Annotated in this window: 18 protein-coding genes; 1 reads left to right on the top strand and 17 read right to left on the bottom strand. The window is 45.6% G+C overall.

Features of this window, described 5'->3' with window-relative positions; all coding sequences use genetic code 11:
• Positions 1 to 15: 15 nt before the first annotated feature.
• The 17 genes from B5G11_RS06015 to B5G11_RS05930 form a co-directional block, all read right to left on the bottom strand.
• The gene (locus B5G11_RS06015) at positions 16 to 2,226 is read right to left on the bottom strand and encodes an ATP-dependent RecD-like DNA helicase (protein WP_087252528.1); all 2,211 of its coding nucleotides are present in this window, start codon (positions 2,224 to 2,226) and stop codon (positions 16 to 18) included.
• A gap of 121 nt (positions 2,227 to 2,347) precedes the next feature.
• Positions 2,348 to 3,346, bottom strand: coding sequence for a rod shape-determining protein (locus B5G11_RS06010; RefSeq protein ID WP_087168366.1), 999 nt, complete (start codon positions 3,344 to 3,346; stop codon positions 2,348 to 2,350).
• A 168-nt stretch (positions 3,347 to 3,514) separates the two neighbouring features.
• Positions 3,515 to 6,370: an excinuclease ABC subunit UvrA gene (gene uvrA, locus B5G11_RS06005; RefSeq protein ID WP_204229572.1), complete on the bottom strand. Its 2,856-nt coding sequence runs from the start codon at positions 6,368 to 6,370 to the stop codon at positions 3,515 to 3,517.
• Entirely contained in the window at positions 6,363 to 8,351 is a 1,989-nt protein-coding gene (gene uvrB / locus B5G11_RS06000; RefSeq protein WP_087252527.1) for an excinuclease ABC subunit UvrB, read from the bottom strand. Before uvrB ends, uvrA begins: the two co-directional genes overlap by 8 nt.
• A 3-nt stretch (positions 8,352 to 8,354) precedes the next feature.
• Entirely contained in the window at positions 8,355 to 8,870 is a 516-nt protein-coding gene (locus tag B5G11_RS05995; RefSeq protein WP_087252526.1) for an NADAR family protein, read from the bottom strand.
• 28 nt (positions 8,871 to 8,898) lie between these two features.
• Positions 8,899 to 9,336, bottom strand: a complete 438-nt coding sequence (locus B5G11_RS05990; RefSeq protein ID WP_087252525.1) for a hypothetical protein — start codon at positions 9,334 to 9,336, stop codon at positions 8,899 to 8,901.
• Positions 9,337 to 9,347: 11 nt separating this feature from the next.
• Positions 9,348 to 10,007, bottom strand: coding sequence for a DUF3990 domain-containing protein (locus B5G11_RS05985; RefSeq protein WP_087252524.1), 660 nt, complete (start codon positions 10,005 to 10,007; stop codon positions 9,348 to 9,350).
• Positions 10,008 to 10,385: 378 nt separating this feature from the next.
• Positions 10,386 to 11,819 carry a HAMP domain-containing sensor histidine kinase gene (locus B5G11_RS05980; protein WP_087252523.1) on the bottom strand — a complete coding sequence of 478 codons (1,434 nt, stop codon included), beginning with the start codon at positions 11,817 to 11,819 and terminating at the stop codon, positions 10,386 to 10,388.
• A 219-nt stretch (positions 11,820 to 12,038) separates the two neighbouring features.
• Positions 12,039 to 12,881 (bottom strand): 4Fe-4S binding protein, encoded by an 843-nt coding sequence (locus B5G11_RS05970; RefSeq protein ID WP_087252627.1) that lies wholly within the window; start codon positions 12,879 to 12,881, stop codon positions 12,039 to 12,041.
• 31 nt (positions 12,882 to 12,912) lie between these two features.
• A complete protein-coding gene (locus B5G11_RS05965) occupies positions 12,913 to 13,671 on the bottom strand; it encodes a 4Fe-4S dicluster domain-containing protein (protein WP_087252521.1) in 759 nt (252 codons plus the stop codon).
• Between the two features lie 22 nt (positions 13,672 to 13,693).
• The gene (locus B5G11_RS05960; RefSeq protein ID WP_087252520.1) at positions 13,694 to 15,550 is read right to left on the bottom strand and encodes an AAA family ATPase; all 1,857 of its coding nucleotides are present in this window, start codon (positions 15,548 to 15,550) and stop codon (positions 13,694 to 13,696) included.
• Between the two features lie 150 nt (positions 15,551 to 15,700).
• On the bottom strand, positions 15,701 to 17,242 hold the full coding sequence (locus B5G11_RS05955; RefSeq protein WP_242958948.1) for an LCP family protein: 1,542 nt from the start codon (positions 17,240 to 17,242) through the stop codon (positions 15,701 to 15,703).
• 202 nt (positions 17,243 to 17,444) lie between these two features.
• Positions 17,445 to 18,086: a cytidylate kinase-like family protein gene (locus B5G11_RS05950; RefSeq protein WP_087168875.1), complete on the bottom strand. Its 642-nt coding sequence runs from the start codon at positions 18,084 to 18,086 to the stop codon at positions 17,445 to 17,447.
• Between the two features lie 39 nt (positions 18,087 to 18,125).
• Entirely contained in the window at positions 18,126 to 18,893 is a 768-nt protein-coding gene (locus tag B5G11_RS05945; protein WP_087252519.1) for an SseB family protein, read from the bottom strand.
• Positions 18,894 to 18,978: 85 nt separating this feature from the next.
• Positions 18,979 to 20,562, bottom strand: a complete 1,584-nt coding sequence (locus B5G11_RS05940; protein WP_087168873.1) for an AarF/UbiB family protein — start codon at positions 20,560 to 20,562, stop codon at positions 18,979 to 18,981.
• 5 nt (positions 20,563 to 20,567) lie between these two features.
• Complete coding sequence (locus B5G11_RS05935; RefSeq protein ID WP_087252518.1) at positions 20,568 to 20,960, bottom strand: hypothetical protein; 393 nt, start codon at positions 20,958 to 20,960, stop codon at positions 20,568 to 20,570.
• A gap of 18 nt (positions 20,961 to 20,978) precedes the next feature.
• Positions 20,979 to 21,359 (bottom strand): diacylglycerol kinase family protein, encoded by a 381-nt coding sequence (locus B5G11_RS05930; protein ID WP_087168871.1) that lies wholly within the window; start codon positions 21,357 to 21,359, stop codon positions 20,979 to 20,981.
• 253 nt (positions 21,360 to 21,612) lie between these two features.
• Between B5G11_RS05930 and B5G11_RS05925 the strand changes: the two genes are divergently transcribed.
• The gene (locus tag B5G11_RS05925; protein ID WP_087252517.1) at positions 21,613 to 22,050 is read left to right on the top strand and encodes a gamma-glutamylcyclotransferase family protein; all 438 of its coding nucleotides are present in this window, start codon (positions 21,613 to 21,615) and stop codon (positions 22,048 to 22,050) included.
• Positions 22,051 to 22,427: the final 377 nt, after the last annotated feature.

The following is a 22,427-nucleotide window of genomic DNA, read 5'->3' as shown; positions in this document are numbered from 1 at the left end:
TTGTTCTGATTTTCCCTACGATAGTTCCCGGATCCTCTCCGAGAGAGAAGTGTTCCGCTTCTGCTCTTCAACATTTCGAATCATTTCCTGAAAAACAGTATCGCTTCCTACAAGTGTAACACATTTTTTTGCTCTTGTAACTGCCGTATACAATAAATTCCTGCAATAAAGCTGTTTTGGTCCCGAGAGAAGCGGAATAATAACCGCCGGATACTCACTTCCCTGAGATTTATGGATGGTAACCGCATAGGCAAGCTCCAGTTCATCCAGCAGCTTAAATGGATATTTTACCTTACGTTTTTCGTCAAACTCCACTTCCACAGTCTCATCATATGTATGAATGGCCGTCACAATACCTATATCTCCGTTGAAAACTCCGATCCCTTTATCAACAACCAGTCCGTATTTTGTGGCAATCTCCCATTCCAGCTGATAGTTGTTTTTCGTCTGCATCACTTTATCGCCGACACGGAATATTTTTTCCCCATATTCCTTTTCCTGCTTTTTAGGGGACGGCGGATTTAAATACTGCTGCAGAATCCGGTTTAACCGTTCCACTCCCAGAAGCCCCTTCTTCATCGGCGCCAGTACCTGAATATCTGTCATTTTTGCATCCACATACCGCGGAAGTTTTTTCTGGATCAGTGTCAGGATCACGCTGATAATAACATCTGCATCCTGTCTTTTTAAAAAGAAAAAATCTCTGCTCTTATTATCAAGCCGTACTTCCAGTCCCGCGTTGATCCGATGCGCATTGACGACAATATCACTTTCCTGTGCCTGCCGGAAAATCCTGGTCAGCATCATGACAGGAAATACTTCGGAATCGATCAGATCCTTGAGCACTTTTCCCGGACCCACCGACGGGAGCTGATTGATATCTCCTACAAGAATCAGTCTTGTCCCCGGGATCACCGCAGACAAAAGCGCATGCATCAGAGGCAGATCCACCATGGACATTTCATCAATAATTACCACATCTGTTTCCAGAGGATTCTCCTGATTTCTCCCGAATCCTCCTTTCCCTGTCTCCTCAGGATTTCCACTGACTTCCAGAAGGCGGTGAATTGTCTGCGCCTCATATCCGGTCGTCTCTGTCATCCTTTTGGCGGCGCGTCCTGTCGGCGCGGCAAGACGGATATCCATCCCTTCACTCAGGAAATAGCGGATCATGGCATTGATCGTGGTTGTCTTTCCGGTTCCCGGCCCTCCTGTCAGGATAAAGATACCGTTTTTTACCGCCTCTGCCACCGCTTCTCTCTGTCTTTCATCCAGCGTGGACTCATTCTGCTTTTCCAGCTTTTCAATCCGTTTCCGGATCAGACTGTCGTCTTCCTCGTACCGGATATTCAGCTCTTTGAGCATCCGTGCCGTATTCATCTCCATGTAATAGTACTTTGCCGGATATACACGGACCTGCTCTTCATCCTGCTTCAGGACAACCTTCTTTTCCATCGCAAGATCCATCAGATACTTCTCAATATCTGTAATCTCCACTTCCAGAAGCTGTGCCGCTTTTGCTGAAAGCACCTTTTCTTCCAGATATACATGACCTTCCTGTACACTTTGAAGCAGTGTATAAAAAATCCCGCTCTGAATCCTGAAATCTGAATCCGTATGAATTCCGATTCTGAATGCTATCTCATCTGCCGTTTTAAATCCGACTCCTTCAATATCATCTGCCAGTCTGTATGGATTTTCTTCCAGAATGCTGTAAATTCCCAGTCCGTATTTCTGATAAATCTTGACTGCCAGATTGATGGAAATCCCGTATTTCTGCAGATAAATCATTGCCTGTCTGAGGTCTTTCTTTTCTTCTACCTGTACGCAGATTTCCCGGGCCTTTCTCTCACTGATTCCCTTGATTTCCGCCAGCCGCTCCGGCTCTTCCTCCATAATGCGGAATGTATCTTCTCCAAATTTCGCAACGATCTTTCCTGCAAGCGCAGGCCCGATCCCCTTCACAGCACCGGATCCAAGATACCGCTCAATGGATTCCCTGTCCTCCGGCTCCTTTACCTTGTGCTCTGTCACCTGAAGCTGCAGCCCGTAAGAAGGATGCATGACATACTCTCCTTCCAGTTCCAGAAATTCCCCATCCCCAATGTACGGAAATTTCCCGACACAGGTTACTTCCCCGTTCTCATTATGAAATTGAAATACCGTATAACCATTTTCCTCGTTTCTGAAAATAATATGGTCAATGTATCCCGTTATCTTTTCCACCTGTTTCCTCCATTTGTATTCACCTTCAATACCGCCAGCCTCTTGTCATGCAACCGGCGGAAAGCAACAGGACTGCTGCGAAAGTAATCCTCTTCCCGCAGCAGTCCTTCTGTTTTGACTTCTATACATGAAACTTTTTGTTCTCACTCATAAATTCTACGAACTGACCGGTTCCGATCGCAACAACCTGCATCGGATCCTCCGCTGTCATTGTATTGATGCCTGTCCGCTCTTCAATCAGCTCTTCCAGGCCTCTGAGCAGGGAACCGCCTCCTGTCAGAACAATTCCTCTGTCGAGAATATCTGCTGAAAGCTCCGGAGGTGTTCTCTCCAGCACACCAATTACAGCCTCCACGATCTGACTTGTCGGCTCTCTTAAAGCTTCTTCTGTCTCCGAAGAAGAAACCGTTACCGTCTTTGGAAGACCCGTAACAAGGTTACGTCCCCGCACCTCGATCGTCTCGTCCTCCACCAGCGGATAAGTCGTGCCTATCCGGATCTTGATATCTTCTGCGGTACGTTCTCCAATCAGAAGATTGTGCTTTTTCCTCATGTAACGCACAATCGCCTCATCAAAGTCATCTCCCGCAATTTTCAGTGATGTATTGACAACAGTACCGCCAAGAGAGATCACCGCAATATCCGATGTGCCTCCTCCGATATCTACAATCATATTTCCACATGCTTTGGAAATGTCGATACCGGCCCCGATTGCCGCTGCAACCGGCTCTTCGATCAGATGCACTTCTCTTGCGCCTGCCGCGAATGTCGCCTCTTCCACAGCCTTTTTCTCAACCTCTGTTACACCGCTCGGTACACAGACGCTGATACGAGGGCGTTTGAATGTACGCTTTCCAAGCGACTTCTGCACAAAATATTTGATCATCTTCTCCGTAACCGTATAATCTGAAATCACGCCCTGTCTGAGAGGACGTACCGCTACAATATTGCCCGGTGTTCTTCCAAGCATCAGTCTTGCCTCTTCCCCGATTGCGCGGATCTCATTTGTATCTCTGTCAAACGCAACTACGGACGGCTCCTTGAGCACAACGCCTTTTCCTTTCACATATACAAGGACACTCGCTGTCCCCAGGTCAATTCCAATATCTACTACCGCCATGAACTAAACCCCTTTCGCAAATCCTCTATATTCGCTCCTCTTTGGTCTATTATACTTCCTCTTTCGCATGTCAGAACTCATAAACCTCTGGTTCTACGCATACATTTGTTATTATAATCAATCTTCCTGGAAATGGAAAGAGTTTTTTCCCAGAATCTGTAACTTTCATTATTTCTTAAGGAATGGGGCGAGATAGCGTCCTGTGTAGGATTCCGGACATTCGACGATCTCTTCCGGAGTTCCTATTGCAATCACAGTTCCGCCCTTGTCTCCTCCTTCCGGCCCCATATCAATAATATAATCTGCTGTTTTGATCACATCCAGATTGTGTTCAATGACAATGACTGTATTTCCATCAGCCGCAAGTCTTCTGAGAATCTCGGTCAGCTTATGGACATCTGCAAAATGAAGTCCTGTTGTAGGCTCGTCCAGAATATAAACGGTCTTTCCGGTACTTCGTTTACTCAGCTCGGCAGCAAGCTTGATCCGCTGTGCTTCCCCTCCGGAAAGGGTGGTAGACGGCTGGCCCAGACGGATATAGGAAAGTCCCACGTCGTAGAGCGTCTCCATCTTTCTGCGGATACTCGGCACATTTTCAAAGAAGGTCAGCGCTTCTTCCACTGTCATATCCAGCACGTCGTAAATGCTCTTTCCTTTATATTTCACTTCCAATGTTTCCCGGTTATAACGCTTTCCGTGACAGACTTCACACGGTACATAGACATCCGGCAGGAAATGCATCTCAATCTTCAGGATTCCATCCCCGCTGCACGCCTCACAGCGTCCTCCTTTTACATTGAAACTGAACCGGCCCTTCTTGTAGCCTCTCGCCTTTGCATCCGGCGTTGCCGCAAACAGGTCACGGATCAGGTCAAACACTCCTGTATACGTGGCCGGATTGGACCGCGGCGTACGCCCGATCGGAGACTGGTCGATATTAATGACTTTGTCAAGCTTCTCCAGCCCTAGAATCTCTTTATGCTTTCCAGGGATCGTTCTTGCATGATTGAGCACTTTTGCAAGCTTTTTGTACAGGATTTCATTGATCAGAGAACTTTTTCCCGAACCGGAAACTCCTGTTACACAGGTCATAACGCCAAGTGGAATCTCTACATTGACATTTTTCAGGTTGTTTTCTTTTGCCCCGACAATTTTCAGATATCCGGACGGAACCGCCCGTTTCTCCGGAACAGGGATACGGATTCTTCCGCTCAGGTAATCTCCGGTGACAGAACCCGGCGTATTCATAATCTCTTCCGCTGTACCTGCAGCAACCACCTCGCCTCCGTGCTCCCCGGCTCCCGGCCCGATATCCACGATGTAATCTGCAGCAAGCATGGTATCTTCATCGTGCTCTACCACAATCAACGTATTTCCAAGATCACGAAGATGTTTGAGCGTACTGAGCAGCTTGTCATTATCTCTCTGATGGAGTCCGATACTTGGCTCATCCAGAATGTAGGCGACTCCGACAAGTCCGGATCCAATCTGTGTTGCAAGCCGGATTCTCTGTGCCTCTCCTCCGGACAGCGTTCCGGTTGCTCTGGCAAGCGTCAGATAATCCAGTCCTACATCCATCAAAAATCCTGTTCTGGACTTGATCTCTTTTAAAATCTGGCCTCCGATCATTTCCTGAACCGGTGTAAGTTCCAGATTCTCGAGAAATTTCTGGAGATTTTCAATCGACATTGCGGTAACTTCGTAAATATTTTTGTCGCCTACCGTCACTGCCAGCGCCTCTTTCTTCAGTCTCTGTCCCTTACATGCATGGCACGGGGTAATTCTCATAAAAGTTTCGTATTCGGCCTTCATCGCCTCCGATCCGGTCTCCCGGTATTTTCTTTCCACACTCTTTATGAGTCCGTCAAAAGCCACGTCATAGACACCTTCTCCCCGCTGTCCTCTGTAACGGACTTTTACCGACTTTCCGTTGGTTCCGTAAAGCAGAATGTCCTGAATTTTTTTCGGATACTCTTCAAACGGGGTATCCAGATCAAAATCATAGGCTTCTCCTAGAGCACGCAGGATGGCATTGGTAAAACTGGACGGATCCATGCAGGACTGCCATCCAAGCACTGCAATCGCGCCCTGATTGATACTCAGTCCTTTATCCGGAATCATCAGGTCTGCATCAAACTCCATCTTATATCCAAGTCCAAAACATTCCGGGCAGGCGCCGAACGGATTGTTGAACGAAAAACTTCTTGGTTCAATTTCATCAATGCTGATGCCGCAGTCCGGACAGGAAAAGCTCTGGCTGAAGTTGATCGGCTCGCCTCCGATCACGTCGACTGTCATCAGTCCTTCCGCCAGATTCAGCACGGTCTCAATAGAATCCGTCAGCCGCTTTTCGATTCCCGGCTTTACCACGAGCCGGTCGACTACGATCTCGATATAGTGTTTAATATTTTTTTCCAGACTGATCTCTTCTGTCAGCTCGTACATATTTCCATCGATACGTACCCGGACATACCCGCTTTTTTTCGCTTTATCCAGAAGCTTGGCATGAGTTCCCTTTCTGCCTCTTACCACCGGTGCAAGAAGCTGGATTTTGGTACGCTCCGGCAGGCTCATGATCTGATCCGTCATCTGATCCACCGTCTGCTTTTTGATTTCCTTTCCGCAGTTCGGACAGTGCGGAATTCCAATCCTCGCATAGAGGAGACGGAAATAATCATAGATCTCCGTAACGGTTCCTACCGTTGATCTTGGATTCCGGTTAGTCGACTTCTGGTCAATGGAAATCGCAGGGGAAAGTCCCTCGATGCTCTCTACATTCGGCTTTTCCATCTGCCCCAGAAACTGTCTCGCATAGGAAGACAATGACTCCATATATCGTCTCTGCCCCTCTGCATAAATCGTATCAAAGGCAAGAGATGACTTTCCGGAACCACTCAATCCCGTCAGTACGACAAGTTCATTTCTCGGTATGTCCAGATCAATATTTTTCAGATTGTGTTCATTTGCTCCGCGTATACGGATATACTGTTTGTTGTCCATCTTTTTTCCCTTCTTATTACCCATCTATCTCCTGCAGATGCTTTTTGATTTCAATCATCTTGTCACGCAGCTCTGCCGCAGTCTCGAAATCCAGATCGGCTGCTGCCTTTTTCATCTGCTTGTTCAAGTCTTTTACAAGTTTTTCCAGTTCTTCCCTGCTCATGGATTCTGGATCTTTTTCCAGCATCTTCTCCTGTTTTGCCACCTTCTTGGAAATACTGATCAGATCGCGGACTGCCTTTTGAATCGTCTTCGGCGTGATGCCGTGTTCCTCATTATACTGCATCTGAATCTCCCGGCGCCGTCTCGTCTCGTCAATGGCAGCTTTCATGGAATCCGTCACAGTGTCCGCATACATGATGACATGACCTTCTGCATTTCGTGCGGCACGTCCGATCGTCTGAATCAGCGAAGTCTCCGAACGCAGGAATCCTTCCTTGTCCGCATCCAGAATCGCCACCAGTGTAATCTCAGGTATATCAAGACCTTCCCTCAACAGGTTGATTCCCACAAGCACGTCAAATACATCCAGACGCATGTCACGGATAATCTCTGTCCGTTCCAGCGTATCAATATCAGAATGAAGATACCGTACCCGGATTCCCAATTCCCGCATATAATCCGTCAGATCTTCTGCCATCCGCTTGGTCAGTGTTGTGATCAGAATCTTGTTTTTCCTGGCCACTTCTTTGTTGACTTCACCGATAAGGTCGTCAATCTGGCCCTCCACAGGACGCACTTCCACTTCCGGATCCAGAAGTCCCGTCGGGCGGATCACCTGCTCTGCCCGCAGAAGCTCATGCTCCTCCTCGTAAGTGCCAGGCGTTGCTGACACAAACATCACCTGGCTGATCTTGCTTTCAAATTCTTCAAAGTTAAGTGGACGGTTGTCCTTTGCTGACGGCAGACGGAATCCATAATCCACAAGCGTCGTCTTTCTGGACTGGTCTCCATGATACATTCCGCCAATCTGCGGAATCGTCTTGTGAGACTCGTCGATAATCATCAGGAAATCATCCGGGAAATAGTCCAGAAGCGTATGCGGCGGTTCGCCCTCTTTCAGACCTGTCAGATGTCTGGAATAGTTCTCAATTCCGGAACAGAATCCCGTCTCCCGCAGCATCTCAATGTCAAAATTTGTCCGCTCCGAGATCCGCTGCGCCTCTAAAAGCTTGTCTTCACTTTTGAAAAAGCGGATCTGCTGTTCCAGCTCCTCCTCAATCTGCCCGAGCGCCCGGTCCATGTTTTCCTTTGATACCACGTAGTGGGACGCCGGGAAAATCGCGATGTGATTCAGCTCATTTTTAATCTCTCCGGTCAGAGAATCCACTTCTGTGATCCGGTCGATCTCATCGCCAAAAAACTCTATCCGGATAATATTTTCTCCAGATCCCGCCGGAAATACTTCCAGCACATCGCCGTGTACCCGGAAAGTTCCCCGCTTAAAGTCAATATCATTTCTGTCATACTGAATATCAATCAGTTTCCCGATCACTTCATCCCGGTCCTTAATCATACCCGGCCGCAGGGAAATCACCATGTTCTGATAATCGATCGGGCTACCAAGTCCATAGATACAGGAAACACTCGCTACAATAATAACGTCCTTTCTCTCAGACAACGCCGCAGTGGCCGAATGCCGCAGCTTGTCGATCTCATCATTGATCGCTGAATCCTTGGCAATGTAGGTGTCTGAGGACGGAACGTATGCCTCCGGCTGGTAGTAATCGTAATAGGAGACAAAGTACTCTACGGCGTTATGAGGAAAGAATTCCTTGAATTCACCGTAGAGCTGCGCGGCAAGTGTCTTATTGTGGGCGATAATAATCGTTGGTTTATTTAACTGCTGGATGACGTTTGCCATCGTAAATGTTTTTCCGGAACCGGTGACACCAAGAAGGGTCTCACACTGGTTTCCCTCCTTGAAACCTTGAACCAGCTGCTCGATCGCCTGAGGCTGGTCGCCGGTCGGCTTGTATTCTGATACTAATTCAAAATGATCCATGATTTATCCTTGCTCCTCTACCTGACGGATTTTCTTCTCATAATTCCCTTGTTTGATATCTTTCCGAACATCCATCAAAATCTTTCCCAACAGATTTTGTCCGTTCCATCTCTCTACGCAAAACCTGTCCTCATCTTTCATAGATAGTCCAATCCCCCAGATTCTATCCTTTACCGCACATTCTGCAATTATCTCTTCTCCTGTTCTTTCCAACCTTTTCCTAAGTTCAGGATTTTGGCGAAACTTCTCCAAGACTCCTTTGTAAACAATTTCTTCTCTTGATTTTACCCAGACTGTATCATCAAAATTTTGTACTATTCTTCCCAAAGCCTTGATCTCCGCCACGTTATCCTTCTGTAATATTTTTTTCGCTGTCTCCTGATCATGAAACAGAATTGCCTTTTCGTACATCATATACTGTTCCATTGACGAGAATGTAATATCATCAACAGTAAATTCAGACAAATACCAATTACTCAGATATCCATTCTCCTCGTCCGGATTATGAAAACATATCACTGCTTATTCCTCCCGTAATCATTTATACCTATTTTTGTGTCCCAAGTCCACACTGTTCTCCTACCTTACAGACAGCCACTTGCAAATCAAGATCATGAAGTCCTGGATACCCTTCAAACATAAATTCAACTGGAAGCAATTTGACGACTTCTTTGCTTGACATCTTATATAACCATTGAAACAATGCATAAAACTGACCAATCCAGTTCGGCGCAAATCCCTTTGCCACTTTTCCATGTTTCGGTTCATACTTATCATTTTCCAGAAAATAATTGAATAAAGATTCGGCATCCATAGTTGAAACATACGCCTGCCCTTCATCTATCAGTGCTCTTGTACGGCTTTTCATATAAGCTTCTATAAAATCCGCCACATCTATACCAGGGCAATGCTCTTCTGCATACTCAAATAATTTTCCTTGATTTTCAATCACTTCTTCCAAATAGGCTTCGCTGAATACATCCATTTTTCTACCTCTTATATCAATTTACTAAACACATTTTCAATCTTGTTTTTCTCAGAGTTGATCAAAGTATACATCGCTTCTCTTGCAGTTCTGTCACGCTGTGTATATTGCGGGTTCACTTTATTATACTCGATTTCATTTAAAGCGGAATAATCCTCTTTGAGACATTGAAATGCTTTTTCTGTTTTTAAACAATACTGAACTCCCAGATCTCCCAATTTTAATAAATCTGGTAAAATATCAAGATCCACTTCGTCCCTTACAAAACATTTAGCAATATAAAAATATGACGCATTCGCCCGCCATCCTTTAATTACATCATAATCTTCTGTAGATATCTGATATTTCTCAATAAATTTCGGTGCCAGTACTTTATACCTTCGACCAGTGTCCGCGTCGCGATGTTTCATCAACTCTGCCAGCCAGGAAAGTATATCATATTTTTGAAAATCCAATGTTTTCAACTCACTGGTATCCAACATGAACTTATGTACCCACCCGTTCTCATTTGTAGGATTGCAAACAGACCATTCTGAGGCTAATGCCGGACTTTCCGTCAGGTAAAATCCCTTTCCATAATCATGCTTATCATTTCCCAGACCATAGGTCGGTATAATTTCTTTATTAGGGCTTCCATGATATAGAATAAGTGTATTTTTCTCACCCTGCATTCCTATATCTCCTCCTTATTTTCTTCCTCAGTTATTCAAATATTTCAAATAACTGAATTCTTATTAAAATCCATTTAAATAGAATCCCTCTCCGCCATTGCATCCATTGCCTTTTCGCACATTATAACAAATCTTTCCGCAAAAGTATATAGGACAAGTCCTAAAAATAGAACAAACATTCGATCGTGTGCCTTATATCCATTCTTTCCCCTTTTCTTCTCTATCAAAAAACCCCACCGAAATCGATGAGATTTGAGCTTTTTGTTTCCTGTATATATATTTTCTCACCTGTAACTGTACTTTTCATTTTCGGAAAATATCGTTGCAGTGTCTGGTCAGGGAAACCCAGAAATACTCTCATTGCGGTGCCCGGCCCTGTCAGAACCGGAGTTTCCAGTTTTCTCCTTTCGGAAACGTAAGAATAATCTTCAGTCCGTCTTCATTTTCGGCTTTTGCAGATCCGCCATGCTGTTTCATAATATAGTCTGTCACATAAAGCCCTACTCCGCTTCCTTTTTTCTGTCTGGACTCATCGCACCGGTAAAACCGCTCGAAAATCCGTCCGAGTTTTTCCTCCGGTACGCCGTTTCCGTTGTCTTTCCACTCCAGCTTGATCTCTGATTCTGTCTCAGATATCGTAATATCAATTTCCACCGGCTCCACCATAGCATACTTCATGCTGTTTTCCAGAAGATTATCCAGTATTCTCCTTACCTGTTCAATATCAAACCGGACTTCCGCTATCAGCTCTTCTTTTTTATGGAAATGAAATTTCAATTTCCGAGGATCAGCAGTCACTTCTTTTTGCGCCACATAAGACGCCGCATATTCCGCCAGATCTGCTTTTATCATATGGAACGGCATCTGTCCGCTTTCCATACGTGAAAAGTCAAAGAGTTTCCGGAGCAGCTGATTCATTTCTTCTGTAGATTCGTACGCCGTTTCCAGATACCGTTTCCTCTTTTCTTCCGTATCCGCCACGCCGTCGAGCACTCCTTTGATGTATCCCCGAATGGAAGTCAGCGGGGTCCTCAGATAATGTGAAATTCCTGTAATCATGTCTGTTCTCGCTTTTTCTGTCTTTTCCCGCTGCCTTTGGTCTTCCAGAATTGTGTGCTGCATCTCATTGAACGTCTCGCAAACATGTTCAAACTCCGCTTCTCCCTGATACCTGATGTTCTCTTTTAAATTTCCACTTTTGATCCGTTCCGCTCCTTCTACCAGCTGTTCCAGCGGCTCCATGACAACCCGGTTCATTCTGCGTGTAAAGAAGGATGCCAGAAGAAGCAGAACCGCAATTGCAGCAATGCCGGCCAGGAAGACCACGCCCAGGAACATATAAAAAGCACTGTTCAGGGACAACGCTTTTCCTCCCCAATCTGCGGAATGAACCGCGGCAATATAAATCTCCTCATTCGCAAAATATTTTCCTACAATCGTTGCGTTCAGAAATGTAAAGACTTCTGTCTGTCCATCATGGTATTCTTCCGATTGAAAAAACTCAGCCAGATCTTCCATATGCTCGTCATCAGCTCCGCCCACGACACGACCATTCCGAAAAAGCGCTGTCCGGTATTTCAGATTTTCTGCCTCTTTTATAAACTCCTGTGTTTTTGCCGGATCTGTCTCTTCGATCAGCTGTGCCACCTTCCATGCATTGGAATCCACCTGGTTCTGGCTTATGGAATGAAGCTGCCTTTCAAGGGAATCCTCAAACAAAACCAGCACTCCCAAAATAATCAGCATGAAAGAAATCAAAGCTGTAAACAGTATCATCATATTGGAACGAAACACTCTCTTTTTTAATGACATGGTTTTTCCTCTTTTCCTTTTTTCTGATCTTAATCATAACGCAGACGTCTGCTTTTTCCAGATGTCTCTGCAAGCCTCTTCTGTCTGGTTTTCTTTCCTAAAGCGTACCACGGACGGCTAAAAATTCTTCTATCATTTCTTAAACAATTTCTAAACAGTAAAAGCCGGATGGCATTCAACTGTTGAAAACCATCCGGCTCAAAAACTTCCGTCTTTCTCTTATCCTCTTTTTCCCGGTATTCTGCTCTCACACGGCACTTTTGTCTGGCATTTTCCGCATCCGTACCGGGGTGCATACTTTTTCTTTGTCTCTTCCAGAAACTGGTCGCACGGCAGATGTTCTTTTCCGTTTTCCAGCGAAATCGCTCCCGCCGGGCATCGTCTGATACATGCGCCGCAACGGGTACAGTACTCATAAATGTCTGTATATTCCCGTTTTCTCGGTTCAAATCTTTCACTGACAATCAGACTTCCGAGTCTCCCCGCAATTCCTTTTTCTGTAATCAGCCCTTTGGACAGGCCAAAGGTTCCGAGTCCGCACACAAAGGCAACATGACGTTCCGACCAGTTGCTTGTATAAGAGACACCCTGCCATTTTTCTCCCCGTTCTGGATCTGGTTTTGTCACACTTTCAAACCTTGGGTCTGATGCCGGAATCACACTTATGATCCCCTCTTCCTTGAGAATTCTCTGGATCTCATCACAGACTGCAATGACAAACCGCTGCCCTTCAATCCTGGCGTGCAGCCACTGGGCAGACGGCTCCGCCGCATCAGTCCAGTTACTTTTTTTGACCTCATCCGTAAACGGAATAAAGAAACTGATGACACTTTTGGCGTCCGGGAGCCATGCATCCGGCAGGAGAAACTGTTCTCCCACCGCCTCTTTCTTTTTCAGCTCCTCAAACATCGGATCATTTGCATCCCCATATCCCCAGACAGGAGGATCGTACATACGAAGTCCTGCATATTCAGGCGCAATCGCTTCCTCCTCAGACACGTAATTCAGTCTGCTCTCCATGACAAACTGCTCAATCTGCTTTTCCAGCATTGTTTTCTCCATCTTTTCCGCCCCTTTCTGCCACATCCGGCAATTAGAGATACAATTCACATTCCTTTCTGACAGAGCATACTTCTTTTAACTTTTCACTGACCTCGGCCACAGCATCCGGGTGCAGTGCCCGTGCCCCATGCGGGCATACCGCCGTACATCCCATACAGGAAATACATACTTCCTCCTGGATGTCTGCCGGATCCTCCGGATCAATCGCATGCACCGGACATTTTGCCGCACAGATTCCACACTTCACACAGGTGTCTGATGGACGAGGGATCATTCCACCGCCTCCGGCTTCCCGGTACGGGCGGTTCCCCGGAATCGTTTCCGTTAAAGCCCGTTCTCCTCTCTGAATCTTCTGCCAGATCTGTTCTCCGAAAGCATGCAGATTCTCCGTATCCGTTTCATCCGGGCGGCCGGCCGCATATTGATGTGCGATCGAATGTTCCGCAATCGCAGCCACAGCCGCAGTCACCTGAAAGCCGCAGTCCTTTGCCAGATCTTCCATTTCTGCCAGTGTATCATCGTAGGCACGGTTGCCGTAAACACAGAGCAGGACGCATGCTGCTCCATTTCCCTTGATTCTGGAAAACCGTTCTGCGGCTGCCGACGGAACACGGCCCCCGAAAGATGGCACAGCAAATACCACCACATCCTCTTGTGTAAATTTCTCTCCGGAAAAATCGGCTCCATACGTCATCAGATCCATCGTTTCCGGTCCCCAGATCTCCGTCAGTTTTTCTGCTGCCTTTCTCGTTCCGCCTGTCGGGCTGAACAGTATGTTTACAATTCGCATCCTTTTTTTCTCCTTTAATCCTTTAGTTCTTCCTTGCTCTGCTTTCAAAATAAATAAACCGGTCAATGGAATCGAGAATATCCTTGAAATCCTCCCTTGGCGCCAGGTCAATATATTGCTTCAAAAGCTCGGTTTCCTGCTTTTTGTATCTTCCATAGAAGATATCAAACAGGTTGTGGCCCCGGAGATGAATCCGGATCTCCTCCATATGGGCCTTCACATCCTCTGCCGTCTCCAGATCTTTCCCAAGTACCTCCTGAAGCTTTCTCCCACTTCGGATTTTATGCAGATACTCCTTCCATTTTTCCAGAAAAATCTCATAGAACTCTTCTTCGGACGGTACGACTCCAAGCTGAGCCATAATCTTCGGGTTCAAAAAATAATTTTCAAACGAATAATACTTCAAAATCAGTACATTTTTCTCCGTCACCCGCGGAAGTTTATCCACGTCTTCCAGATTTCGCTCTTCATAGTACCGGCAGAGCTGCCGTTTCAGTTCCCCCGGATCTTTCCCGTCCCCATCCCGGATCATCAGAAAATTATCCCTGAGATAGATCTGGTTCATGTATTTCAGGTTCGCATAGGTTTTGATGTTCGTGCAGCTGTTGGTCGTAATAATAGCAATCCTGGAAAGTGTCCCGTCCTCTTCATAGGTTTCGTCATAATACTTCCGGATCAGAAGCGGCAGCCTGTTTTTATCCTGCTTCCCTTCCACGATGAAAACAAAATTTACATTCATAAGATCATTGGCGGAATATCCGAGATCATCCAGCACTTCACTGATATCCGTCTTTTCCCGGACTTCGGAGGAGCCGTCCTTTCCGGTCAGCACCTGGCGGATCTGTCTGCTGTTAAAGTTTGCCAAGAGATTAGGCGCATGGGTGGAAAAGATCACCTGACTCTTTCTGGAAAGCCGGTAAAGGATATCTCCTGTCACCTTCTGCAGCTTTGGATGAAGGAAAATCTCCGGATCTTCCACGAGGATCAGGTCTGTCCCCGCTACTTTTGTCTCCTCACAGGTCTCCAGAAGGGAAAGCATGTAAATACTCCGCATGCCCTTTCCCATGCTGTCGATACTTCGGATGCCATTCTGATCATCCCTGCTGATTTCCGTTGTAACCGAAAGCATCTTCTCCATATCCCGGTTCATCGAATAACGGATTGTCTCTTTCCCTCCGTTTTTACGGAAATTTGCATTGACACGCTGGGAAAAGCTGTCAAGATTCAGATGATACAGCTTATATTCCAACAGTTTTGCGGCCTCAAACGCATTCAGTTCGGCTGTTGTCTTTTTATGAATCAGTCCGATACAGGAAAAACAGTGATTACACATTTTGGCCATATCAAACATGCAGCTTCCGGATCTCATCCTTTTTACCAGATCATCCTCCTGCATCATCCAGAGATCTTCCTCAAAATTTTCCAGATCTCTTTGCGCGTCAATATAATAAATTTTCGGAAAGAGCATCGGAATATGGCGGTTGTTTTTTGTGAAACCATCACCGTAGCGCACCTTCCCGTCTTTGTTCACTGTACATTCAAATGTCACCTCTCCGTCATGAAATGACGGAATCTTTCTGCAGAAGTCCCGGTACCAGGATTCGTACCGTCTGTAGGAACTGACAATCCCGCACTGATGCAGTCTTTTTAAGTCTTCCTCTTCTACCGACAATGTCAGCATGATTTCAATATTGGGAAAATCTTCCCTGAAATCTTCCGGCTGAACCTGATAGATTCCTCCCGCGGTCCGGAGCGCATCCAGAATGGCCGTCTTTCCCGTACTGTTCTGTCCGACCAGGATCAATGCCTGCTCAATATCCGGGATATGAATCTCCCGGATCGACTTGAAATTTCGGATACGGATATCCTTGATACGCATGGAAACACCTTCTTTCCTTCCTTTTAGAATTATTGTAACAGGATCGCTCTCATGCTTCCAGTCATAATCCGTTTTCCATACAAAAAACCGGACAGATTGGAAAGTTTTTCTTCCCTTTCTGTCCGGCTTTTATTTATACGTCTTTTTCTTTTATTCGGAAACCGTTTCTCCTGCCTCTACTGCATTGATCTTTTCCTGAATCGAAGCTACGGAAGAATCATCCGGCACGATGACCGAAAGCGGTCCTCCTGAATAGGAATAGCAGTACTCCGTGGAAGAAGTTCCTTCTGCTGCGACAGATACGACATCCCAGCCATTCATCCCTGCCAGCTGGACTCTGACAAGCTCCTGGAGCTGGCTTGTAGACATATTGGTCTCGGTATTTCCGCTGACCTGATCAATCAGACGAGGTCCTTTAATCAGGATCGATGGAGACATTGCCTTTTTCAGCATGGCCTCAATGACAGCCTGCTGGTTCTTCCCTCTCTGATTATCTCCCTCCGCAAGCGCGTGACGTTCACGGCAGAATGCCAGTGCTTCCTGGCCGTTGAAATGATTGGTTCCTTCTTTGACCTCAACGACAAGTCCTGACTCCTCTCCCGTCGTAAACGCAATGTCCGACTCAACATCAATGCCTCCAAGAGTATCCACCATCTCTATCAGAGATGTAAAGTTTACTCTTACATAGAATGGGATATCCACATCATACAGCTCTTCCAGAGTTGCCATGGAAGTCGCGATTCCATAAGTACCTGCATGAGTCAGCTTGTCCGGGTAACCTTCCGACACACCGGGGATCGGTACGTAATAGTCCCTCGGTGTCGTAACAAGTAAAATCTGCTTTGTCTTCGGATTCACAGTTGCGATGATGTTGACATCACTTCTGCTCTGCTGCGTAATGTCTCCATACACATCAATTCCGCTGATATAAACGCTGAACGGATCTTCGGAAACATTGACACCCGCGGCGGCTTCACTTAACTCCGGTGCTTCATTGCCGTCCGTAATATCATTTAATGCGGAACGCACTTCAAACATATAGAATGCCGCCACGAGAAGTACTGCACTGATCAGGAGTCCAAGCAACGCTCCCAGAAAACGCTTCTTCCGGAATCCGTTCTGCATCCGGTAAACCAGAAGAACGAGAATCAAAAGGACAATTGCTACTGCACCAAGATAAAGCCACGGAATCATTCCCAGATAAACTGCTGATGCCAGAAACAACGCCGTAGCAATCAGCTGAATCAAAAGGATCAGCTTCCCATTTTGCTTCCGGCTCCTTTTGCCTGACACAGGATAGGAGTCTTCCGGCCTTCTCCTTTTTGAGGAGCTTTTCTCTCTCCGGTATCCAAACCCAAGATCTTCCGGCATCCGGGTTCTCCCCGGTCTTTCCTCGTAATCATAATCATCATCATAGTCGTCATAGTCATCGTAATCATAGTCATCATACCCGCTATAACGATCATATGTATCATAGCCTGTGTATCTGCTGTTTCTTCTATTATTAATGTAACTTTCGTCAATCTCATTTCCATCATAGTCCGTATAGCGGCTTCTGGATCGCCCTGCGGTACTGCTTTTGGAAGTTCTGGAGTAAGCCGTCCGCTGTCTTTTCCCCGGACTGCTCTGCTTTTTTCGTCTCTTCAATGCCTGCTCATAGGCCTGCCTGTCCTGACGACTCATTTTCGACATAGTTCATCTTCCCTTTTCTCTTATTTATTCCCATTCATTCCCTCGTTAGATTATATCCCGTATTCCAAAAGGAAGTCAAGCAGGACCCTTGGAAAAAAGACATCAAAACAGAGCCGGACCCCCGACAAATCCCGTATTTGCGCAGGTTCCCGGCTCTTTATGATTTTGGTTTTCACAAAAAATTAAGAAATCTGTCAGGTTTTTATCCCTGCTTGACATTGGATTCCCACTTTCTGTAAATCGCTTCAAGCGCATCTGTCACTCCTTCAATCCCCAGAAGGCTTACATTAAAAAGCATTCCATGCGCCTCAATACTTCCCCATTCTCTTCCGGTATGAGCTTCGTAATAAGTCTTTCTCTCCCGGTCCATCTTCTTAATTTTTTCCCATGCCTGTTTGGAATCCAGTCCATAAATCTTCATGATACGGCGGATCCGATCCTCCTTATAGGCATAGATAAAAGTGTGAATGCAGTTGCTGTAATCTCCCAGAATATAGTCAGCGCATCTTCCGACGAAAATGCATGGTCCTCTCTCGGAAAGGCGGTTGATAATACTCGTCTGGACTTCATAAACCTTGTCGCTTAGCGGCACAGATTCATTGCTGTCATTGATAAAGACTGTATAATCACGCATATTTACTACATAGGCCGAGAGAAACTTTCCAAGGATTGTCTCATCCACCTTCTCTGCCGCCTCCTGACTGATCGACAGTTCATGCGCTGCCATTGAAATCAGATTGTTATCATACAGCGGAATGTTCAATCTCTCGGAAAGACGGTTTCCTACCTCATGCCCTCCGCTTCCAAACTGTCTGCCAATGGTAATAATAGTATGATTCGTCATATGCACACACTCCTTTTCGTTTATAAGTGAAACATGGAATCAGTTTTTCTTTTTCCGGATCTGGAGCTGTAGATTGACCGTCATCGGGTTGATAGTCACACCCTTTGTCTCCGGTGCAAGAAGATCCGGAATCTTTTCCGCCGGAATTACGGCTGTCCGGAAACGATTTTCTCTGTTGAATTTCTGAAATTCCATAATATCCGTAAATACCGGCTGATATGTGTCATCTTTCTTGTCTTTTAAAAGAGGAATTCCCTTATCCGCCTCAAAAGCTACGATATAACGTCCTCTGGAAAAATGCGCCATTACTTCATCCTGAAGATCTTTGATCTCCTGCTCACCTTCTCTTAACCGGAGTCTCTGGGTTTTCTGCATCAGATATAATGCCGTAAGAACCAGTTCCGGATTTTCCACCCGTACCTTTCCATCCGGTAATTCTTTTACCTCTGCCCTATGTACAATCTCCTGAAGCTGAAGGCGCTCTTCCTTGTCGGAATTCTGATCCACAACAACACAGTTGACTCCAATTGTGTAAAGATTGGAAAAAAAATGCAGAAGCTGCTTGTTCTCTACTTTTACAAGACTTACCGGCTCCTTTTCCTCAGCAAGTGCTTTCGCCGCTGTCTGTGCATCCTCAAGCTTCAAAAATACAAAAACTTCATCGTCAAATGTCTCCGGATCGCAGAAAACATATGGCATCTTTGTACATACGGATGCAATGGTATAGATCTCTGCCGCCCTCTGGATTGACTGAATTACTTCTTTTTTTCTGTCTGTCAGTGTCTCATTCTTCTTTTCGTCACTCATAATCTATATCTTTCCTTTCTGTGTCATTCCTGCATAGATATAGTATATACGATTTCTCCAAAACCTACAATTTATTTCTTTTCCTTTATTTTCGGATATGGATATGACTTAAAAAAATATAAAGAGCCATGCAAAGAGCCAGAATATATCCGATTGCGCCAAGCGCCGGAATTCCCCAAATTTTAGGTTTCATATCCGTCGTACAAATGATACTTGAGCTGATCAGAAGAGCCATCGCCAGAAATCCCATGATGATCCGCTTCACAAGTCTGGTCAGCATTTCATTCAGGTCATCTGTAGAATGCAGATCCAGATTGATCCGGTTCTGTCCTTTCAGAAAACCATGAAGAATATCTGCCGTCAAAGCAGGTATGTCAAGTGCCTTATGCAAAGACCGGTACACGCTTCTTGCATTATGCTTTAACGCATTCTTCCAGTCTTTTTCCAGGAAAATGCTTCCAGACATTCTCGCTGCTGCTATGCCGACCATATTGATCTCAGGAGCCAGATCTGCAAGAACCCCCTCCATATGTGTCAGTCCCCTTGCCAGCATTGTTAATCCGTGCGGCATCCGGATTTTATTTTTCTTCATCACTTCCATCAGATCCTGGATCACTTCGGCCAGATCGATATCCCCCATATCAACAGTTCCATATTTAGAAAGCAGATCCCCGATATCTCTGTACAGCTCGCTCTGATCCGGATGTCCCTGAAATTCTCCAAGAGCCATGACCACTTCCAGAATCAGCGCCACATCATTGGCGGCCACCCCTTTTACTGCTTCAGCAATCAGATCTTTATCTCTTTCAGTCAGCCTGCCCATCATTCCCATATCAATCCAGATGATTTTGCCGTCCCGGATTCTTACATTACCCGGATGCGGATCTGCATGGAAAAAGCCGTCATCCATAACCTGTTTAATATAGTTATCCACAAGCTTGGTCCCGATCTCTTTCAGATCGTACCCGTTTTCCAGCAGTTTCTCCTTTTCATCTATTCCAAGTCCGTCAATATACTCCATTACAAGAACATGGGTTGTCGTATATTCCTTGAAAAGCGCCGGAGTTCCCACAAAAGCCACATCTTCATTTTTTTTGGCAAATTCTTCCATGTTGGACGCTTCAATCAGAAAGTTCATTTCTTCCTGAGTGACTGCCCAGAGCTCGTCCAGCACCATATCCAGATCCACCAGACCTTTCATGCTGATGGGCGGAAGCAGCCGGACCGCCTTGTGAAGAAGCCCGATGTCGCGGGACATAATATCATAAATTCCCTTCCGCTGTACTTTTACCACTACTTTTTCCCCGGTCTTCAGTACCGCCTTATGTACCTGTGCAATGGATGCAGACCCCAGGGGAACCGGATCCACCTCTGCAAAAACCTCCGTATACGGACATCCGTAGGCTTCTTCCAGTACTTCCTGTACCTGTTCAAAAGGCATCGGAGCCACGTCAGAACGGAGCCGCATCAACTCGTCACAGTATTTTTTCGGAAGAATATCGGAATGCATGGAGGCAATCTGCCCCAGTTTGATATAGGTAGGACCAAGTTCCTCCAGAATCAGGCGGAGCTTTTCCGGTGTCACTCCACGTGAAATTGCATGTTTATGGAGCACTGAGGTTATTTCTTTTAAACGTTTTCCATATTTTTCCGATGATTGCTCGCTCATTAAAACTATTCTGTCTCTCCTTTATCCTCTTCTGATGTCTCTTCCGGTTCTTCTGCTTTTCCCTCCGGATCTGTCCCGGATTCCTCCTGTGCCTTCGGCTCTTCTTCCATCTTCTCGATCGCCGCTTTTAAATCAGCAAGCTGTTCCGGCGTCATCTTTCCTACCAGTTCCTGAAGTTCCTCCGGAGACGACGGTTTGATGGAGACATTGACCTTTTCCTTCATAGTCTTCCTGATATTATGTTTCAATTCTTCGTTGAGTACCTTTCCCTGTTCTACCGTGATCTCGCCTTTTTTTACCATCTCATCAAGAAGATCTTTTGACTTTTCTGCCGTAACCGCTACGGCCCCTACCCCGGCAAGAAGTACTTTCTTTAAATTTTCACCTAATCCATCCATATGTATTCTCCTCTCTTTTTACGACTGTATGAACCATCCGGCTATATGCGGGACAAAAATCAGAAGTCCTATTATGACAGAAGCAATCGCTGCGATCAGAACCGCGCCTGCCGCCGTATCTTTTGCAGTTTTTGCCAGGGGCTTTTTCTCCTCCGTCACCAGATCCACTACCGCTTCCACTGCTGTATTGACAAGCTCCAGCGACATGACAAGCGCACAAAGGACAATGCAGATACACCATTCTGAAACGGTAATCCGGAAGGCAATCCCCGCAATCACAACCATCAGAAGTGCCGTGCAGTGAATTTTCATATTCCTCTCTTTCCGGATTCCTGTCCAGATTCCGGCAAAAGCATATCCAAAACTCCTCCACAGCGGATTCTTCTTTTTCCCCGGCATTCTTATCATCCCCCATCTTTCTCCGGTCTTTGTATCCCGCTAATTTATTATTATTTTATCAAATCTCGAGCAAATTAACCAGTCTTTCTCATTATTTTTTTATTATTTTCAGAATTTTTCCACTTGCGAATATTAATCCACTCGGTTTTTAAATCATATCACTTCTTCTTTTTTTCAGGATTCTATTGATAAAAACGCAAAAATAGTACAAAATGAAAACAGATACAAGAAATTACACAATAGGAGAGAAAATATGAGATTATATGTAGCTTATGGAAGTAATCTTCACAAAAAACAGATGGAAGAACGGTGCCCGGGCGCAGTTCCTTACGCAGTCGGAACGCTGGAAGGATGGGAACTGATTTACCGTGGACTTGAACCGGAAAAAATCTATGCAACCATCCAGAAAAAAGAAGGTGCTGCCACCCCGGTCGCACTGTGGGATATTACTCCGGAAAATGAAAAAAGCCTTGACGAGTACGAAGTGTACCCGACCCTTTACTACAAAGAGGATGTTCCGGTTACGCTTCAGGACGGACAGACAATCACAGCCATGGTCTATATCATGGCCGAAGAAGCAAAACCGGGCCGCCCGTCAGACACCTACATCCAGACAATCCGGGAAGGCTATGGAGACTTTGGACTGGAGCTGTCTGTCTTTGAAGCATCCCTGGAACATGGCTGCTGTTAAAATCTGACCTTGGTGTAAACCATCTAACGCAGCATCATAAATTAAAAAGAATCTTATTCCTATTTCTTTATGTTTTAGCGTTATAATGTTGCAACAAATGGAGGTTTACGGTTGAGACTCTCCCTACCGTGATCTTAACCGTACAACATGCCCGAATTTTGCGGTTAGAATTCCCATTACTAAGATATTAACCGTACAGAATACCGAAAATTTACGGTTATGAATCTTATTTCCGTGATATTAACCGTACAACACGCCATAAAATGAGCCCTATAAAGAGGACACGGGTAAAATCCTTTTTGTACGTATTTTGAGATTTAATCCTATATTGTGGACACAGATTTGACTGCTGTTATTATGTTGATAGCTTTGAAAAC

The organism is Drancourtella sp. An57 (genome assembly GCF_002161525.1).
GTDB classification, from domain to species: Bacteria; Bacillota; Clostridia; order Lachnospirales; family Lachnospiraceae; genus Sellimonas; species Sellimonas catena.
The sequence above is the reverse complement of the archived record's forward strand: the minus strand, read 5'-3'. Positions and strand labels throughout refer to the sequence as shown.